The sequence below is a fragment of the Plantibacter sp. MDV22-iso1 genome (assembly GCF_058408345.1).
Window position 1 is genome coordinate 398,626 of sequence record NZ_JBZVDY010000001.1, and the last position, 16,959, is coordinate 415,584.

The 16,959-nt window shown below is 69.6% G+C and carries 14 protein-coding genes; 6 read left to right on the forward strand and 8 right to left on the reverse strand.

The window, feature by feature from the left end:
* Positions 1 to 46: 46 nt before the first annotated feature.
* On the reverse strand, positions 47 to 1,618 hold the full coding sequence (locus AC4PMY_RS01930) for a hypothetical protein (RefSeq protein ID WP_071260979.1): 1,572 nt from the start codon (positions 1,616 to 1,618) through the stop codon (positions 47 to 49).
* On the reverse strand, positions 1,594 to 3,366 hold the full coding sequence (locus AC4PMY_RS01935; RefSeq protein ID WP_491621870.1) for an ABC transporter ATP-binding protein: 1,773 nt from the start codon (positions 3,364 to 3,366) through the stop codon (positions 1,594 to 1,596). The genes AC4PMY_RS01930 and AC4PMY_RS01935 overlap by 25 nt, the downstream gene beginning before the upstream one ends.
* 271 nt (positions 3,367 to 3,637) lie before the next feature.
* Between AC4PMY_RS01935 and AC4PMY_RS01940 the strand changes: the two genes are divergently transcribed.
* The 5 genes from AC4PMY_RS01940 to AC4PMY_RS01960 all read left to right on the forward strand — a co-directional run bounded on the left by AC4PMY_RS01940 (position 3,638) and on the right by AC4PMY_RS01960 (position 8,489).
* Positions 3,638 to 4,330 carry a phosphocholine cytidylyltransferase family protein gene (locus tag AC4PMY_RS01940; RefSeq protein ID WP_064296200.1) on the forward strand — a complete coding sequence of 231 codons (693 nt, stop codon included), beginning with the start codon at positions 3,638 to 3,640 and terminating at the stop codon, positions 4,328 to 4,330.
* Positions 4,331 to 4,447: 117 nt separating this feature from the next.
* Complete coding sequence (locus AC4PMY_RS01945) at positions 4,448 to 5,215, forward strand: ABC transporter permease (protein ID WP_064296199.1); 768 nt, start codon at positions 4,448 to 4,450, stop codon at positions 5,213 to 5,215.
* Positions 5,215 to 5,973 (forward strand): ABC transporter ATP-binding protein, encoded by a 759-nt coding sequence (locus tag AC4PMY_RS01950; RefSeq protein ID WP_064296198.1) that lies wholly within the window; start codon positions 5,215 to 5,217, stop codon positions 5,971 to 5,973. The genes AC4PMY_RS01945 and AC4PMY_RS01950 overlap by 1 nt, the downstream gene beginning before the upstream one ends.
* A gap of 74 nt (positions 5,974 to 6,047) precedes the next feature.
* The gene (locus AC4PMY_RS01955) at positions 6,048 to 6,929 is read left to right on the forward strand and encodes a hypothetical protein (protein WP_491621871.1); all 882 of its coding nucleotides are present in this window, start codon (positions 6,048 to 6,050) and stop codon (positions 6,927 to 6,929) included.
* Between the two features lie 84 nt (positions 6,930 to 7,013).
* Positions 7,014 to 8,489 carry a glycosyltransferase gene (locus AC4PMY_RS01960; RefSeq protein WP_491621872.1) on the forward strand — a complete coding sequence of 492 codons (1,476 nt, stop codon included), beginning with the start codon at positions 7,014 to 7,016 and terminating at the stop codon, positions 8,487 to 8,489.
* On the opposite strand, the gene AC4PMY_RS01965 is transcribed toward AC4PMY_RS01960, so the two are convergent.
* From AC4PMY_RS01965 to AC4PMY_RS01990, 6 genes are all read right to left on the reverse strand, one after another.
* Positions 8,410 to 9,618, reverse strand: a complete 1,209-nt coding sequence (locus AC4PMY_RS01965; protein WP_064296195.1) for an acyltransferase family protein — start codon at positions 9,616 to 9,618, stop codon at positions 8,410 to 8,412. The two genes, AC4PMY_RS01960 and AC4PMY_RS01965, sit on opposite strands and share 80 nt — an antisense overlap.
* Positions 9,619 to 9,671: 53 nt before the next feature.
* On the reverse strand, positions 9,672 to 10,973 hold the full coding sequence (locus AC4PMY_RS01970; RefSeq protein WP_491621873.1) for a CDP-glycerol glycerophosphotransferase family protein: 1,302 nt from the start codon (positions 10,971 to 10,973) through the stop codon (positions 9,672 to 9,674).
* A 68-nt stretch (positions 10,974 to 11,041) separates the two neighbouring features.
* On the reverse strand, positions 11,042 to 11,926 hold the full coding sequence (locus AC4PMY_RS01975; protein ID WP_491621874.1) for a glycosyltransferase family 2 protein: 885 nt from the start codon (positions 11,924 to 11,926) through the stop codon (positions 11,042 to 11,044).
* A complete protein-coding gene (locus tag AC4PMY_RS01980; RefSeq protein ID WP_491621875.1) occupies positions 11,926 to 12,753 on the reverse strand; it encodes a CDP-alcohol phosphatidyltransferase family protein in 828 nt (275 codons plus the stop codon). The genes AC4PMY_RS01975 and AC4PMY_RS01980 overlap by 1 nt, the downstream gene beginning before the upstream one ends.
* The gene (locus tag AC4PMY_RS01985; RefSeq protein WP_079002155.1) at positions 12,754 to 13,821 is read right to left on the reverse strand and encodes a glycosyltransferase family 2 protein; all 1,068 of its coding nucleotides are present in this window, start codon (positions 13,819 to 13,821) and stop codon (positions 12,754 to 12,756) included.
* Between the two features lie 121 nt (positions 13,822 to 13,942).
* Complete coding sequence (locus tag AC4PMY_RS01990; protein ID WP_064296190.1) at positions 13,943 to 15,604, reverse strand: trypsin-like peptidase domain-containing protein; 1,662 nt, start codon at positions 15,602 to 15,604, stop codon at positions 13,943 to 13,945.
* Positions 15,605 to 15,762: 158 nt separating this feature from the next.
* Between AC4PMY_RS01990 and AC4PMY_RS01995 the strand changes: the two genes are divergently transcribed.
* Positions 15,763 to 16,959 carry an aminotransferase class I/II-fold pyridoxal phosphate-dependent enzyme gene (locus AC4PMY_RS01995; protein WP_491621876.1) on the forward strand — a complete coding sequence of 399 codons (1,197 nt, stop codon included), beginning with the start codon at positions 15,763 to 15,765 and terminating at the stop codon, positions 16,957 to 16,959.

The window sequence follows — 16,959 nt, forward strand, 5'->3', positions numbered from 1 at the left end:
ACGGCACCCGGGTCTCCTGCGGGCCGATCCGGTCGCCGACGTCGGGTCAGTGCGAGCTGGCGAAGCCGACGATCTCGGGGCTGCGGCGATCGAAGACGCGACCGCCGGCGAAGATCCCGATCACGAGGACCAGGATGCCCGTGCCCGCACCGACCGCGAGAGCCCCGAAGTTCCAGTTCGGCTCACCGGTGAGCCCGAGCACGGCCAACCAGCCGGCGGGAATCGTGAGCAGGACCGTACCGAGCAGGCTCAGGAACTGCGCGGACATGCCGCTGCTGCCCGGCACCTGCGGCTGCTGGAACGGGCTGTCGCCGGGAAGCGACGTCGGGTACGGGAACCGCGCGGACACAAAGCTCGCGATACCGGCGCCGCTGAACAACAGGCACGTGCTCACACCGATCATCGACGGCAGGGCGTCCCAGTCGCCGTAGAACAGGATGCTCAGCGTCGACCCGACCGCGATGAGCGGGATGCCGATGAGGAGCACCGGGAAGAGCCGGCCGATCCGGTCCGATCGTCCGCGGACCCCCGAGGCGACGTGCAGCCAGACCGCGGTCGAATCGAAGGCGAGGTCGTTGTGCAGGAGCCAGCCGAGGAACCAGCACACGACCGGGAGTGGGACGAGTGCGAGGACGTTCATCGGGATGCCGGCGACGAGCATGGGCACGAAGAAGATGAAGGGCGCGATCGGGATGATGACGAGGGAGACGAGGTACCGCGGGTCGCGCAGCCAGTAGGTCATGCTCCGAGCGGCGATGGCTCCGGACGGGGAACCGGGGAGCAGGTCGAACCAGCCCAGACCGGTGCTGTCGCGGCCCGTCCCGAGGCGTTCCGGCGTCACGAGCAGTCGGGCGACGAACGACTGCCAGGCGAACCAGAGCAGCGCGATGGTCGCCGCGGTGAGCAGCAGCTTGACGATCGCCGGCGCGATGCCGCCGAGTGCGGCATCACCGGGGAACGACCAGACGGCGCCGAGCGGGGTCCAACTGAGAATGTCAGCGACCCGGCCGAGGACGGCGAACCCGTCGCGCTGCCAGTCCACGGTGGTGAGGGCGATGATCGCCGGCGCCACGGCGATGATGAGCACCAGCCCGAGGACACCCATGACCTCCTTGGCGCGACGCGTCGCGAGGAGGCTCGCGGAGATCGAGGTGGCGATCCGGGCCAGGAGCGCGCAGAGCAGCACGCCGAGGACCGCGGAGACCACGGCGAGGACGGCGGGCAGCGGCGACCGCGACCAGGTGACCACCGACGAGGCCGCGAGGACGGCGAGGACGAGTGACGGCACCGACACGAGCGCTGTCACGAGTAGGCCGGCCGACAGGGTGCGGTTGGGCAGCCCGAAGAGCGAGAACGCCCGAGGATCCAGCTGGTCGTCGACACCGAAGACGAGCGGCAGGATGATGAAGCCCAGGACGACGGCCGACCCGGCCAGCACGAGCAGGTTGCGCGTGACCTCCGGGTCGCCACCACGCAGCGCGACGAGACCGGTGCTCGCGAGCACGACGATCCACACGCCGACCGCGATCGCGAGGACGAGCCCGACCAGTCGCCAGGGGCTGCGGCGGAACGCGTTGAGCGTCAGCTGCAGTTTCAGTCGGAGAAGCTGTGCAACCATTCCATTCCCTCTGCCGACTTGCGGCCCCCGGCGAGCTCGACGAACCGCTCCTCGAGCGTGCCCGTTCCGCGCACCTCGTCGACGGACCCGGCGGCCAGCACCTTGCCCTGCACGATGATGGCCACGTGATCGCACACGCGCTGGATGAAGTCCATGCCGTGGCTCGAGAGCACGACGGTCCCGCCGTTGGCGACGTACCGCTGGAGAATCTCGATGACGTTCGCCGCGGAGACCGGATCGACCGATTCGAACGGCTCGTCGAGGATGAGGACACGCGGCGAATGGATGAGTGCGGCTGCCAACGCGATCTTCTTCGTCATGCCCGCCGAGTAGTCGGAGACGAGACGGCCGAGCGCGTCGTCGAGACCGAAGGCACGAGCCAGATCGGTGGTCCGTGACTTGACGGTCGCGGGGTCGAGCCCCCGCAGGACGCCGGAGTAGTACAGGAGCTGGCTGCCGGTCAGGCGGTCGAAGAGCCGCAGCCGGTCGGGCAGCACGCCGATCGCACGCTTGGCCTCGGCGGGATCCTGCCAGACGTCGACGCCCTGGACCGTGATGGACCCTGCGTCGGGACGGAGGAGACCCGTGACCATGGACAGGGTGGTCGTCTTGCCGGCGCCGTTCGGCCCGACGATGCCGTAGAACGAGCCACGTCGGACCTCGAGGTCGACGCCGTCCACCGCGACCGTGTCGCCGAACTGCTTGACGAGTCCCGAGATCGACAGGACGACGGGATGGGCGCCATCGCCGTCGGCCTCGCTGCGCTGCGACGTCGCGGCGGGTGACGAGTTGGCGCCGGACGACGGTGTCGGCGCGGGACGGCCGGCAGGACGCTTCGGTGCTGCAACCGGAGTGACGGCCTCCTCCCGCGGAGGCGCCACCGATACGGACCCCGACGGTGCCGGCGTCGCCTGCCGGGCCGTGTCGTCCACAGCCTCCCCGGCGATGGATGACGCGGTCGGCGGGGTCTCGGTCTGCGTGGCGTCGGCCCGAGTCTCCTCGACGGCGATCCGGTCGACGACCTCAGGGGAAGGCTGCTCGGAGGGCGTCGACGTCGTCGGCCGTTCGACCGATCCCGGTGCGCTGACCTCGTCGAGCACGCCGGCGGCTGCGGCGGCCGTCTGTTCGGGCTGCTTCGCGACGCTGGTGCGCGCCGGCGTGCGCTTGGCCGGCGTCCGGGCCGTTGTGGACTTGGTCGTCGAGGTGCGGGCGGTGGTCGTCTTGGCGCCGGCGGCCTTGGTCGCCGGCTTCGCGGCGGTGGTGCGCGCGGTCGTCGACCGGGGCGTCTTCGGGGTGGTGCTCGTCTCGGCCGACGCAGTGGCCTCCGGAGCATCGGCAGCTGCAGCAGCCGACTTCGCGGGCGTGCGCTTCGCGGCGGTGGTGCGCGCCGTCGTCGACTTGGTGGCCGTGGTCTTCGCCGTCGAGGTCCGAGCGGTCGTCGAGCGTGCCGTGGTCGTCTTGGGTGCCGGCTTCGTGGCGTCCCCGGGCTCGCCCGAGGTCTCGCTCGCCGACGTGGCGCGGGTGCGGGGCGTGCTCGGCCGCTTCGCCGGGGCCTTCGCCGTTCCGGCAGCCCGAGGCGTCGTCGAGCGGGGTGCGCGCTTCGGTGCCGCAGCGGCCTGATCGTCGGAAGCGGTCGACGGCGCAGGTGCGCCGGCGGCATCGGCGGTGTTCGGCGTGCCCGGACTCGTCGGCGTGCCGTCGGCAGGCGCCGGCTGCTGAGCGGGATCTGGCGGAGTCGTGGAAGTCACCAAGCAAACCTACCAACAGCGGCGGCCGGAGCGGACAGCGGAGTCTCAGGATGAACGGTTGACACATCTCCCCCAAGCTGTGTAAACGCCGGGTGGTCGATCACAAAACGACAACGGACCCTGGGAACCCCTGACAGACGGAGTTCACCGCGGCTAGCCTGTATTTTGGCATAACGGAGTGTCTTTCAATGCACGTCTTGGTTAATCCTCGGTGAATCGTCCACAGCATCGTGGCACCGCGTGATTCCATACCCACACTGAGGAGAACAACGTGACCACCCAGGTAGTGATCCTTGCCGCAGGGATGGGCAGCCGTCTCGGCCGCTCGCTTCCCAAGCCCCTGACCGAGCTCAGCGACGGCCGCACCATCATGCAGCAGCAGTTCGACAACATCCACCACGCGTTCGGAGCGAGCGCCAAGGTGACGATCGTCGTCGGCTACAAGCTCGAGCACATCATCGAAGCGTTCCCCGACGCCTCCTTCGTCTACAACGAGCAGTACGACCAGACCAACACCTCGAAGAGCCTCATGCGCGCCCTCGCGGCGTCTCAGGCCGGCGGCGTGCTCTGGATGAACGGCGACGTCGTCTTCGACCCGGCCGTCCTCGACCGCGCTGCCGCGATGATCGCCAAGGACCGTTCGTTCGTGACCGTCAACACCTCCAAGGTGTCCGACGAGGAGGTCAAGTACACGACGAGCGCCGAGGGCTACATCAAGGAGCTCTCGAAGACCGTCGTCGGCGGGCTGGGCGAGGCCGTGGGCATCAACTACATCTCGTCGCAGGACAAGACGATGCTCCACCGCTACCTGACCAAGGTCGGCGACCAGGACTACTTCGAGCGCGGCATCGAGCTCGCCATCGAGCGCGAGGGCATGCTCGTCGAGCCGGTCGACATCTCCGACCTCTACGCGGTCGAGGTCGACTTCGCCGAGGACCTCGAGCGCGCGAACCTCTTCGTCTGAGGTCCCCGTCCACATCGCACACGAACGCCGTCCCGACGCTGAGCGTCGCGGGCGGCGTTCCTGCGTCACCTCGATAAGGTTGGTCACGTGAGTTCTTCAGCTGAGACGCGGCCAAGGATGTCGCGATCGGCGAGGTACCGCCACGCGCTCTGGATCCTGACGGTCCGAGACCTGCGCGTGCGCTACTCGACGAGCGCGCTCGGCTACGTGTGGTCCATCCTCGACCCCCTCGTCATGAGCGGGATCTACTGGTTCGTCTTCACGCAGGTGTTCCGGCGCGACGTCGGCGAGGAACCCTACATCGTGTTCCTCCTCGCGGCACTGCTGCCGTGGATGTGGTTCACCGGATCGGTGTCCGACAGCACCCGCGCCTTCCTGCGCGAGGCGAAACTCGTGCGTTCGACGACGATCCCCCGGACCATCTGGGTGAACCGGATCGTGCTGTCGAAGGGCATCGAGTTCCTCGCTGCGCTCCCGGTCCTTGCAGCGTTCGCGATCTTCAGCGGCGCGCAGGTCAACCTCGACATCGTGCTGTTCCCGCTCGCCATCGTCATCCAAGCCGTCCTGACGATCGGGCTCTGCCTGATCGTCGCTCCGCTCGTCGTGTTCTTCCGCGATCTCGAGCGCGCCGTCAAGCTCGTCCTGCGGTTCATGTTCTACGCGACGCCGATCATCTACAGCACGACGGCGCTGCCCGACAGGATCGAGCCCTTCGCGGCGTTCAACCCGCTCAGCGGGATCTTCGCGCTCTACCGTTCCGCGTTCTTCCCACAGGAGCTCAACTGGCACCTCGTGGGTGTGTCCGCCGCCATGTCCACGGTCATCCTCGCGGTCGGTCTCCTCGTCTTCAAGCGCTGCGAGCGCTCCGTGCTGAAGGAGATCTGATGCCCACAGGCAACGCAACCGCCGCTCGGCCGGCGATCTCGGTGGCCGACGCAGGGATCCGGTTCCGGCGCAACCGTGGCGGTCGGCGGAGTTTCAAGGACCTCTTCGCCGGTCGCGACCGACGCTCGAAGCCGGGTGAGTTCTGGCCCCTGCGCCACGTCTCCTTCGATGTCGCCCCCGGAGAGGCCATCGGCGTCGTCGGTCGGAACGGTCAGGGCAAGTCGACGCTGCTCAAGCTCGTCGCGGGCGTCGTCCTGCCCGATGAGGGCACCATCGGCGTGCACGAGGGTGTCGCGCCGCTCATCGAGATCACCGGCGGCTTCGTCAACGACCTGACGGTCCGCGACAACGTGTACCTGACGGCCGGCCTCCACGGCATGTCCCGGCGCGAGATCGACGGACGGTTCGACGACATCATCGCCTTCGCCGAGATCGCCGACTTCGTGGACACCCCGTACAAGCATCTCTCGAGCGGCATGAAGGTCCGCATCGCCTTCGCGGTGATCGCACAGCTCGAGGAGCCGATCATCCTCGTCGACGAGGTCCTCGCCGTCGGCGACCGCGCGTTCCGCGAGAAGTGCTACCGGCGCATCGAGGAACTCCTCGATGGCGGGCGCACCCTGTTCTTCGTCTCGCACAATGAGAAGGACCTCCGACGCTTCTGCACGAGGGGGCTCTACCTCGACAAGGGGGCGCTCGTGCTCGACGCGCCGATCGACGACGTGCTCGACCGCTACAACGCCGACTACAACAGCTGAGGCCTGCCAGCAAGCGTCAGTCGACCTGCAGTGGGTCGACGTAGACTGGCCGCCCCGCCCACGAGGAGGCCGTCATGACCGGACCGCAGCAGGGACCCGTTCCGGGTCCCGCCCAGTTCCCCACCGCCGCAGCACAGCAGCCCGTGCTGCCTGAGCCGGGATGGGTGCGGGCGCTCGACCGTCTGCTCTGGGTCCAGCGACCGGTGGTCGTGGCACACATCCGGTCGATCCGGCGGATGTACCCGAACGCGACGGCGGACCAGCTCATCCGTGTCCTGGAGCGTCGGTACCTCACGACGGTGACGACAACGGGAGCCGCCGTGGGCGCGACCGCCGTCGTCCCGGCGATCGGGACGGCGACGACCCTTGCGCTCTCCGGTGTCGAGACGGCGGGGTTCCTCGAGGCGACCGCCCTGTTCGCCCAGTCGGTCACCGAGGTCCACGGCATCGCCCTGGCCGATCCGATGCGATCCCGCGCGCTCGTCATGACCATGATGCTCGGCAAGGCCGGAACCGACCTCCTGCGGAACTTCGGATCCCAGGCGGCCGGGAAGGGTATCCCCCGGCAGGCGTTCTGGGGCCAGACGATCACCCAGGGTCTGCCGTCCATGATCGTGGGCCCCGTCGCCGACCAGTTGCGGGTGCGCTTCGTGAAGCACTTCGCGGCGAGCGGCAGCGCCGGCGTCATCGGCAAAGCACTGCCCCTCGGTGTCGGAGCTGCCGTCGGCGGCATCGGCAATCACATGCTCGGCCGACAGGTCGTCCGTGCCGCTCGCCAGGCGTTCGGACCGGCGCCGTTCGTCGTCCCCCTCGACCTCGAGCCACGGATGCGGGCCGTCTCCGGCCGGTCCGGCCTCGGGAAGGTCCGCGACCAGGTGTTCCGTCGCCGGAAGAACCTGGCCATCGAGGCCGGCAGCGAGACGGTCGGCCCGGACGGGCCCGAACAGCGTCCCTGACCACCCTCGGCGCGCTCGGGCTCAGCGCCGACCGGGCCGGTCCGGATGCGGCATCCCTCCAGGTCCATCGCGTACCGTCGGAGGGTGAGACTTCCATTCCTGCGCCGTCCCCAGAAGCCCTTCCCGGAAGGCCGCCACTTCGCGGTGACCTGGGGTCTGTCGGACGACTTCGGCGGCATGACGGAGGCGATGCTCCAGCGCTCGCGCGCGTTCATCCGATTGGCCGACACCCCCGTCGACGTCCTCACCTTCGACCACCGCGCGGACTACCCCGAGTTGGAGGCACGGCTGCGCACGCGAGGAGACCTGATCGACGGCCTGCGGGTCGTCAACCTCTGGGACTGGCTGCGCGACAACCCCCTGCCGGGTGGGTCCCTCGACCTGGCCCGCCACGGGTTCACCCCGCTCCCCCTGGAGGACGGCAGCACGGAACGACGCCGCGGCGACGTGGTCCTCAGCCGCGAGCGTCACGATGAGTCCGGTCAGATCCTGCAGGTGGACGTCTACCGGACCGACGGCACCCTGCTCCTGTCCGACCGCCGCGACACGCGCGAGCGGGGTGTCAAGGGCGGCCGGTCCGTGGTCCTCTGCGACGACCAGGGCCGTCCCGTACGATCCTGGGGGCGCATCTGGTCCCTGTACCGCGCCTGGTTCGACACGCTCACCGCGGGCGCTCCGGCCTGGATGATCGTCGACAGCAAGACCATCGCCCCGTTCGTCCTGAGCTACCGGAAACGCAACGTCGTCACCGCGCATGTCGTGCACGCCTCGCACCTCCAGGGCACGGAACGACCACACGGTCGGCTGCGGGAGTCACGGCGAGCGGTGTTCGAGGCGCTCGACGACTTCGACCTCGTCGCCCTGCTCAGCGACCGCCAGCTCGCGGACGTGACGACCATGCTCGGCGAGCACGCCTCGCTCGGGGTCATCCCGAACTCGCGCGAACTCGTCGCACCGGCCGTCGCGCGTGCACCTCGGCCTCGCAGCCGCGGCATGTTCCTCGGTTCGCTCACGGCCCGGAAACGGCCGGCGAACGCGATCCGCGCCGTCCTCGCCACCACCCCGGTGGACGGGCCTCCCCCGACGCTCGACGTCTACGGCGGCGGGGAACTGCTCGACGAGTTGCAGACGCTCCTCGCCGCCGAGGACCCGGACCACCGCGTCGTCCTCCACGGTTACGACCGCTCGGCCCGGCAGCAGCTCGGCTCGGGTTCGTTCCTCGTCATGACCTCGACCTCCGAGGGCTTCCCACTCGTGCTCATCGAGGCGATGGCGGCCGGGTGTCTCCCCATCGTCGTCGACGTACCGTACGGGCCGGCCGACATCGTCCGCGACGGTTGGAACGGGTTCCTCGTGCCGTCCGCGGAACCGGCCGTCGTGTCAGCCGCCATCGAACGCCTCCTGTCGCTCCCCGAGGGCGAGGTCGATGCGATGCGTCAGCACGCCAGGGCGACCGCGGAGCAGTACGACGACGAGGCCGTCACCCGTCGGTGGGCTCAGGAGTTGCACGCGGCCGCTCGCCGGAAGAAGCGGAACGCGCTCGTCCCTCGCGTCGGCTGAGCATCCGGGAACGCACCGCAGCGACCCCCGCCTGTACCCCCCGACCGACGCTGCGCGCCAGGCCGTGGGACGGACGCTCGACGAGCTGGAAGAACCCGGCGGCGACCAGCAGGCTCAGTGGGACACCGACGATCCCGACCAGCCACCAACGCTCATCTCCGAACGAGAAGGCGAGTGTGGCCAGGATCGGGGCGTGCACGAGGTACAGGCTGAAGGACACCTTCCCGAGCCAGAGGACCGGCGGCGCCTCGAGGAGCCGACGGGCGAACGGGCTTCCGATGGCGACGACGATGAGGCCGGCCGCGCCCACACCCGACAGGCCCCAGAGCGCCTGACCGAGCGTCGATGAGGATTCGACGAACGGTCGGGAGAGCCAGCTCGCGACGAGCAGGAGCGCGGACCCGCCCGTGAGCAACGCCCATTGCAGCGGGCGGGACCGATCCGCAGCCCAGGCTCGGAGGTCGTCGAGCCGGACGGCGATCAGCGTACCGATGAAGAACGCCGGCAGGTACACGGCGGCGTCCAGTCCCGCGACCCGTCCGAGCACCATGATCACGGACATCAGTGCGGCGACCGGCCACGCCCAGCGGCGCAGCAACCGAGCGAGTAGGACGGCGATCGGGAGGAGGAGCGTGAAGATCAGCTCCCAGCGCAGCGACCACAGGGTGTTCACCAGGGTGTAGCTCGCCGGCGTCAGGGTGGCCTCCCTCAGGAGGTGCAGCGGGTCGACGCTCGTCGCGTTCGCGTTCGCGATCCACTCACCGGTGGTCACCGACGCCGGGTCCCTCGGGATGAGGAGGATGAGGGCGGCGGCGAACAGCAGCGATCCCCACACGGGGAGGTAGAGCCGCACGAATCGGGCGGCGAAGAACCCCGGCCAGCTCGCGCCGCCTCGCAACAGCGGGAGCGCGACGACGAGACCGCTGAGGACGAAGAACACCTGCACGGCCTCGGTGCCGGCGAAGAGCAGCTTGAGCGGCGTCTCGGTCGCGATGTCCCAGGCGGGCTCCGAGATCCGGCCCGTCGCGAAGGGTCGTGCGAGCAACGACACGTGGTAGAGCACCACGACGACGCTGGCGACACCACGGACTCCGTCGAGGGAGGCCAGTCGCCCGGAGGACGGATTCACCTGCCCGACCCTACGCGGTTCTCCTGGGCGCGGACTCAACGGCTCAGGGCGCCTCAGGCGCGTCCTCTGTCGTCGTCATCCTCGTCTTCGTCCTCATCGTCCTCATGCTCGTCGAGCTTCGGCCCGCCATCGGCGTGCGCGAGGGCGAACCGTTCCCATTCCGACATCAGATGCTCGATGGCGCTGTGGAACCTCGCCGTCGTCACTCCGGGCGTCGTGTCGCCGAAGTAGTACTCGACCCAGTGCTGCAGTCGAGCGACCGTCTCGGGATCACCGAGGAGTCGGTCGACGCCGTCGACGATGTCCGCGGCGTCCGACGCATCCAACCACTCGCACGCCGAGAGGTACCCTCCGGTGTCGATCTCCGCCTCCGGGTTCACGGGACGGGTGATCATGAGCGGCTTCCCGCTCGCGAGGCGGTCGTAGACCATCGCGGAGATGTCGACGATGGCCGCGTCCGCCGCCGCCAGCTGCCAACCGAGGTCGGCACCCGTGTCGACGACGTGCTGGGCCGAGGCGTCCGCACGGTTCGCCTCCTGAAGCGCGGCCATGATCTCGCGGTTCGCGCTCGCGTAGGCCGGATCGACGACACCGCTCCTCGGGTGCGGACGGTACACGACGCGGTGCCGCCCGGTCGCGATGAGTGCTCGGACGAGGGCAACGCCGTGGCTCGCGATCGAGCCGTACGCCGCGGCCGCGCGGTCGCCCTCCCAAGTGGGCGCGTACAGGACGACGGTCCGCTCATCGGGCGTGTAGGGCAGTTCGCCCGAATAGTGGTCGGCCTGGGGGCGGCCGATCATGATCGCGCGCTTGTCGAAGTCGTAGTCCCAGAGCACCCGCTCCAGCCGGTTCCTCGCCGCTTGGCCCGCGATGAGGCTGTAGTCGTAGGCTTTGAACTGGTTCGTCGTCATGTACATCTTGTCGCTCTCGCCGTGGTTGACGAAGACGTGCCAGCGGGAGCCGTAGCGGAACATCTGGAAGTTCTTGGCGTTCTGGTTGACGTACAGCACGACGCGGATGTCCTGTTCGGCAAGCGTGCGCTCGAGGGCGACGACCGTCCGGACGTAGGCCGTCGGGATCGGCGACTCCTCGAACAGCTTCGCCGCCGCCGTCGCACCGCGGCTGAGGATGAGGACGGGCCACCTCTTCGACAGTTCGGCGAGCGGCCGGTACCACTGGCGGATCTGGTACATGTTGACGGCGCCGTCCGCGAAGTACACGGCCACCTTGTAGCGCCCCGGCTCGATCACGGGAGCCGCCTGCATCTGCGCCGCGAGGACGGCTCTGGCCCGGCGGTTGGCGAGCAGGTCCTTGGCGAGCGTGATGGCACGACGACCGTCTCTGATCAGGCCCATGTCAGCTCCAGCATCCGTCAAGCGTAACGACGCCAGGTCACGGTGGGATCACGACGGGCGCCCGCCGCTCAGATGACCGGAGGTCGCCCTGCGCGCGTCATCCGCCAGACCGTCCGCCAGCGCAGTGGGCGACGTTCGCCGGGGTCCGTCCGCCAGCCCTCACGCCAGCCGCCGAACCAGGGGCGGAGGGCCTCCGGCTTCCGCCACCACCGGATCACCTGGATCGCGGTCCAGGAGCCCACGTACAGCGGAATGAGCGGTACGGGGAGGTTCCGCCGTGCGAGCCAGACCCGGTTCCGCGCGTTGAGCCGGTAGTAGGCGGTGTGCCTCGTCGGTTCGGTCACCGGGTGGTTCGCTTCGAGGGAGGACTCGTACCAGGCTCGCCTCCCCTGGTCCCAGACCCGCCAGGCGAGCTCGATGCCCTCATGCGCGTAGAAGAACGGGTCGGCCCACCCACCGACGGCGTCGAACACCGACCGCGGCAGCAGGACGGCCGCTTCGAGGCAGGAGAACACGGCGCTCGAATGCCTGGGGTCCTTGTCGCGGGTTCGCGGCACCCAGCGGGACGGCGTCGCTGCACCGTCCGCGTCGGCGAGCCGGGGCTGGATGAGGCCGATGGACCGGTCCGCGTCGAGCATCGCGATGGCGTCGCGGAGGAACGTGGTGGACGGGATGGTCGCGTCGTCGTCGAGGAAGAAGACGAACTCCCCCTGCACCGCCGCGACACCACGGTTGCGTCCGGCGGGGATCCCGAGGTTCTCGGACAGGGCCAGGCCTCGAGCGCCGTCCGGAAGTCCGGTCGGCTGCCAGCCGTTACCGACCACGACCACGTCGAGCTCCACCGCTTGCTGGGCGAGCACGCTCTCCACGGCTGCGGTGAGCTCGACCGGGCGGGTCCCCTGCGTCAGGACCACGACGCCGACGGAGCGCGTGACCGGGATCGGACCGGACATCACGCGTGGAGCCGTTTCGACGAGACGATCGCGACGAAATGACCGACGAGCGTCAGGAGCGCAAGCGGTACGAGGATCGCGAGCACCCAGCGCATCGCCTCGACGTCGCCGACGAACAGACCGACCACGGAAGCGGCGAAGATCACCATGGTGAGTTCGACCGAGTGGAAGAGCCGGTGGAACGGGAGGAACCGCGCCACCGTCCGCGCCGTCGCGAGCAGTCCCCCGCGCGGCGCCGACTCCTCGGTCGAGTAGGTGAGCTTCGGCGCCCCGAAGCCGGCGCGGGCGACCCGCACCATGTCGTTCAGCGCCTTGTTGAGCACGACGAACAGCGCGAGCGCGAATCCGAGGGTGATCCAGACCAGGTCCTCGGGCGCATCCACCGGCCACGCGGCGGCACGGACACCGAGCGCGATCGCGATGAGTGACTCGGTGGAGTAGTGGCCGACGGAGTCCAGGAACGCACCTGCCGGACTCGACGTCCGCCGCCAACGCGCGACCTCGCCGTCGCAGCAGTCGACGAGCATCTGCGTCTGCCCGAGCACGAGTGCGAGGGCCGGACCGCCGAATCCGGGGATGAGGAGCGCGGCGGCCGTCGCCCACCCGGTCAGGATCATCAGACCCGTCACGCCGTTCGCGCTGATGCTCGTGCGCAGCAGCAACCACGTGATGTACGGCGACAGGTCTCGCAGGTAGAGGTCGGCGGTCCAGTGCTCGGCGTTCTTCCGCGCACGGACCTCCGGCGGTTGCGCCACGGCACGGAGTTCGGCGATCGTCCGCGGGGGCGTGAGCCTCGGCCCGGTTCCGGCCGTGCTGGGATCCGACATCTAGACCGCCTTCGGTGGATTGCGCAGCGCGGAGATGCCCTTCGCGAGCGAGCCGTAGCCGAGCACGAACCCGGTGCCCCAGCAGAAGTGGATGCACGGCAGGACGGCGAGCATCCAGAGGCTCGTGCGTATCCCGTCCCGCCCGGTGACGACGATGCTCGCGAGCAGCACGATGGCCGCATAGGCGATGGGGGCCGCGAACCCGAGGAGCAGCCACGGTGTCGCACCCGCCCCCAGCTGGACCAGGCCTCCGAGCCCGAGCAGCGTGCCGAGCACGATGCCGAGCACCAGGACCGGTGGCGCGAAGTAGCGGAGCGTGCCGCGGGTGGGGAAACTCCGGCTGAGTTCGCCGCGCCAGAGTCCGGTGGAGAAGAACTGTCGCGCCAGGGCGCGCATGCTCGCACGCGGGCGGTAGACGACGCGCAACGCGGGCGTGAACCAGACGAGGCCGCCGGCCTGCTTGATCCGGCGGTTGAGCTCCCAGTCCTGTCCGCGTTTGATGCGCTCGTCGAACATGCCCACCCGCATGAGCATCTCGCGGTCGAAGACGCCGAGGTAGACCGTGTCGGCGGGCCCCTCTCGACCGCCGACGTGGTGGGGTGTGCCACCGAGTCCGACACGCGAGCCGTACGCCCGCGCCACCGCCGTCTCGAAGCTCGTGCGTCCCTGGGCGTCCATGATGCCGCCCACGTTCTGCGCCCCCGTGCGGAGCATGGTCTCGACCGCGAGACGCGCGTAGTCGTCGGGCAGCTCCGAGTGGGCGTCGACCCGGATGACGATCGGATGCGTCGACGCGGCGATCGCCAGGTTGAGCCCGGCCGGGGTCGACCCGACGCGGTTCTCCAGCACGTGGATGCGGGGGTCGGCCGCCTGGAGCTCTCGGACGAGCTCGGTCGTGCCGTCGATGCTCGGCCCGACGGCGATCGTGATCTCCACGTCGCCGGCGTAGTCCTGCGCCAGGAGGCTGTCGACAGCTGCTCTGACGTGTCGGACGTCGTTCAACACCGGCATCACGTAGGAGACTCCGGGCGACGACGGTGCGTCGGCCTGGCCTGTGTCGTTCGACATGGGGGTTCACTCCGTGTTTCGTTCGATCGAGCCTAGCAGCCGGTCGTCGGGGTGGCCCGGACGCGGAGGACGCCCGCACGGAGGCCGTGCGGGCGTCCTCCGGGGCGTGACGCCCCGGGTGTCAGAGCGCGAGCTCGCCGAGCGTGACCTCGGCGGTCTGCGAGTCGTTGCCGCGGGTGAAGGTGAGCTTCGCCGTCGCCCCCGCCGCGAGCGCCCGCACCTGAGCGGTCAGGTCGTTCGCACCGGTGACCGGGACGCCGTTGAACTCGGTGACGATGTCCCCGGACTTCAGACCCGCGGCCTGCGCGGCGCCGTTGTCGGTGACCTTGTCGATGAGCGCGCCGGCGACCGTGCTCTTGGCGTCGCTCGAGGCGTCCTTCACGGTCGCACCGAGCAGGCCGTGGGTCGCCTTGCCCGTCTTGATGATCTCGTCCGAGACGCGCTTGGCGATGTTCGCCGGGATGGCGAAGCCGACACCGATGCTGCCGCTCTGCGACGACGAGTCGGTGCTTCCGGCGCTCGCGATCGCGACGTTGACCCCGATGAGCTTGCCGGTGCCGTCGACGAGCGCGCCACCCGAGTTGCCGGGGTTGATCGCCGCGTCGGTCTGGATGACCGCGATGGAGATCGAGGAGGTCGGCGCGGTCGGGGTGGTCTGCCCCGGCACGTCGAAGTTCCAGGGGCTCTGGTTGTCGCCGTTCGAGTCGCCGGACCCGCCGTCGTCGCTCGATCCGGAGTCCGGAACGGCAGAGGAGGCGACGGTGATGCTCCGGTTGAGGGCGCTGACGATGCCGTCGGTGACGGTTCCTGCCAGTCCGAGCGGCGCACCGATCGCGACGGCCGTCTCGCCGACGTTGAGCTTGTCGGAGTTCGCGAACTCCATCGGGCTGAGACCCGAGGCGTCCTCGAGCTTGATGACCGCCAGGTCGTAGATCGGGTCCGTGCCGACGATCTTGGCGTTGTACAGCTTGCCGTTCGCATCGGTGACCCGGATGGTCGGGTCGGCGACCTGGCCGTCCAGGGTGACCACGTGCGTGTTCGTCAGGACGTAACCGTCCTTGCTGAGGATGATCCCCGAGCCGGTGCCGGCGCTCTGCCCGCCCTGGACCGAGAGGGTCACGACGCTCGGTCCGGCCGTCGCGGCGATGGCCGTGGTCAGGCTGACGTCGGCGTCGTCGTTGATGGTGAACGCCTTCGAGCCCGCCTCGTTGCTCGAGACACTCGACTTCGTCGCGTTCGTGACCCAGAGCGTCGCCCCGGCGCCGGACGCTCCTCCGATGAGGGCGCCGACGGCGAGCATCGCGACCATGCCCGCCAGCGGGCGGTTGGTCTTCTTCGTGCGCGCTGCCGGAGGCGTCGGGACACCGGGGTGCTGCCCGGTCGGCTGCTGGGCGTACGGGGACGCACCGTAGGGACCGTGCTGCTGACCAGGCTGCGGCTGTGCCGTGGGCTGCTGACCGGTGGGCTGCTGGTACGCGGCGTACGGGTTCGGCTGCTGCTGACGGGAGAAGGCTGCGGACGGGTGCTGCGGCGCCTGCTGGTACGGCGAGCCCTGCTGGGCCGCGCCGTACGGCTGCTGCGTCGGCTGACCGGCGGGCGGTGCGATCGGTGGCATCGCGGTCGGGGGCGGGAAGTACGCTCCTGAGGTCGACGGCCGTGCCTCGCCCGCGGGAGGCACGGTGCCGCCCGCCTGCTCAGCGGGCGCGGACTGCGGCGCGGTCTCACCGTTCGGGGTGGACTGGGGGTGTTCGGCGGGGTGCTGTCCGTCTGCGGTGTCGGTCATGGCGATTCTGCTCCTTCCAAGCGCAGTCAGCTTCCCGTGCTGAGCTGAGTGTTTCATTCGCGCCCGCTGTGCGCCGGCTAGGGCTTCGCCGTAAGGACCTGCGCACGGTGTCCTAGATTGGGAGCGGCCCGCGCCCGCGGCCACGGAAGGATATCGACATGGTGGTTGACGGACCCTGGCGGCGCACCGCCGAAGGCGCCGGCCTCGTCGACGAGGACGGACACGTCTCGTCGACGATCTTCGCGGAGATGAGCGCGCTCGCGCTGCAGACCGGAGCCGTCAACCTCGGCCAGGGGTTCCCCGACGAGGACGGACCCGAGGCAGTCCTCGCCGAGGCGGTCGCGGCCATCGAGCGCGGCGAGAACCAGTACCCGCCCGGCCCGGGCACCCTCGACCTCCGCACCGCGATCAGCGAGCACCAGCGACGGTTCTACGGTCTCCAGCCAGACCCGCAGGGAGAGGTGCTCGTCACCGCCGGAGCGACCGAGGCGCTCGCCGCGACCCTGCTCGCCCTCGTCGAGCACGGCGACGAAGTCGTGACCTTCGAGCCGTTCTACGACGCGTACGGCGGACTCATCGCCCTCGCCGGTGGGCGGCACCGGACGGTCAAGCTGCGCGCACCCGACTTCCAGGCGGACCCGGACGAGCTCCGCGCCGCCGTCACCGACCGGACCAGGGTCATTCTGGTCAACACACCGCACAACCCGACCGGCACCGTCCTCGACCACGCGACGCTCGACCTGGTCGCCGAGTTGGCGGAGCGCCACGATGCGATCATCGTGACCGACGAGGTCTACGAGCACCTGACCTTCGACGTCCGGCACGTTCCGATCGCGACCTTGCCGGGTGCCGCCGGACGCACACTCACGATCTCATCCGGTGGCAAGACCTTCAGCACGACCGGGTGGAAGATCGGCTGGTTGACCGGACCCCGCGAACTCGTCTCGGCCGTCTCGACGGTCAAGCAGTACCTCAGTTACGTCAACGGCGCACCGTTCCAGCCGGCGATGGCGACCGGACTCCGACTGCCCGACGCCTCGTTCACGGCCATCGCCGACGGCCTGCGCGGCAAGCGGGACCTCCTGAGCGCGGGCCTCTCAGCCGCCGGTTTCGACACCTTCCGGCCGGACGGCACCTACTTCATCGTGGCCGATGCGGCACCGTTGGGCTTCGACGATGCTGCGGCGTTCTGCCGGGCGCTGCCCGCGCTCGCCGGCGTCGTGGCGGTGCCGCTGTCGGCGTTCTGCCTCGACCGGCACGACCCGGACTACGCGTCACTGGTCCGGTTCGCGTTCTGCAAACGCGTCGAGGTCCTGGAGCGGGCAGTCGAGGGTCTCGCCCGACTCCGCGGCTGA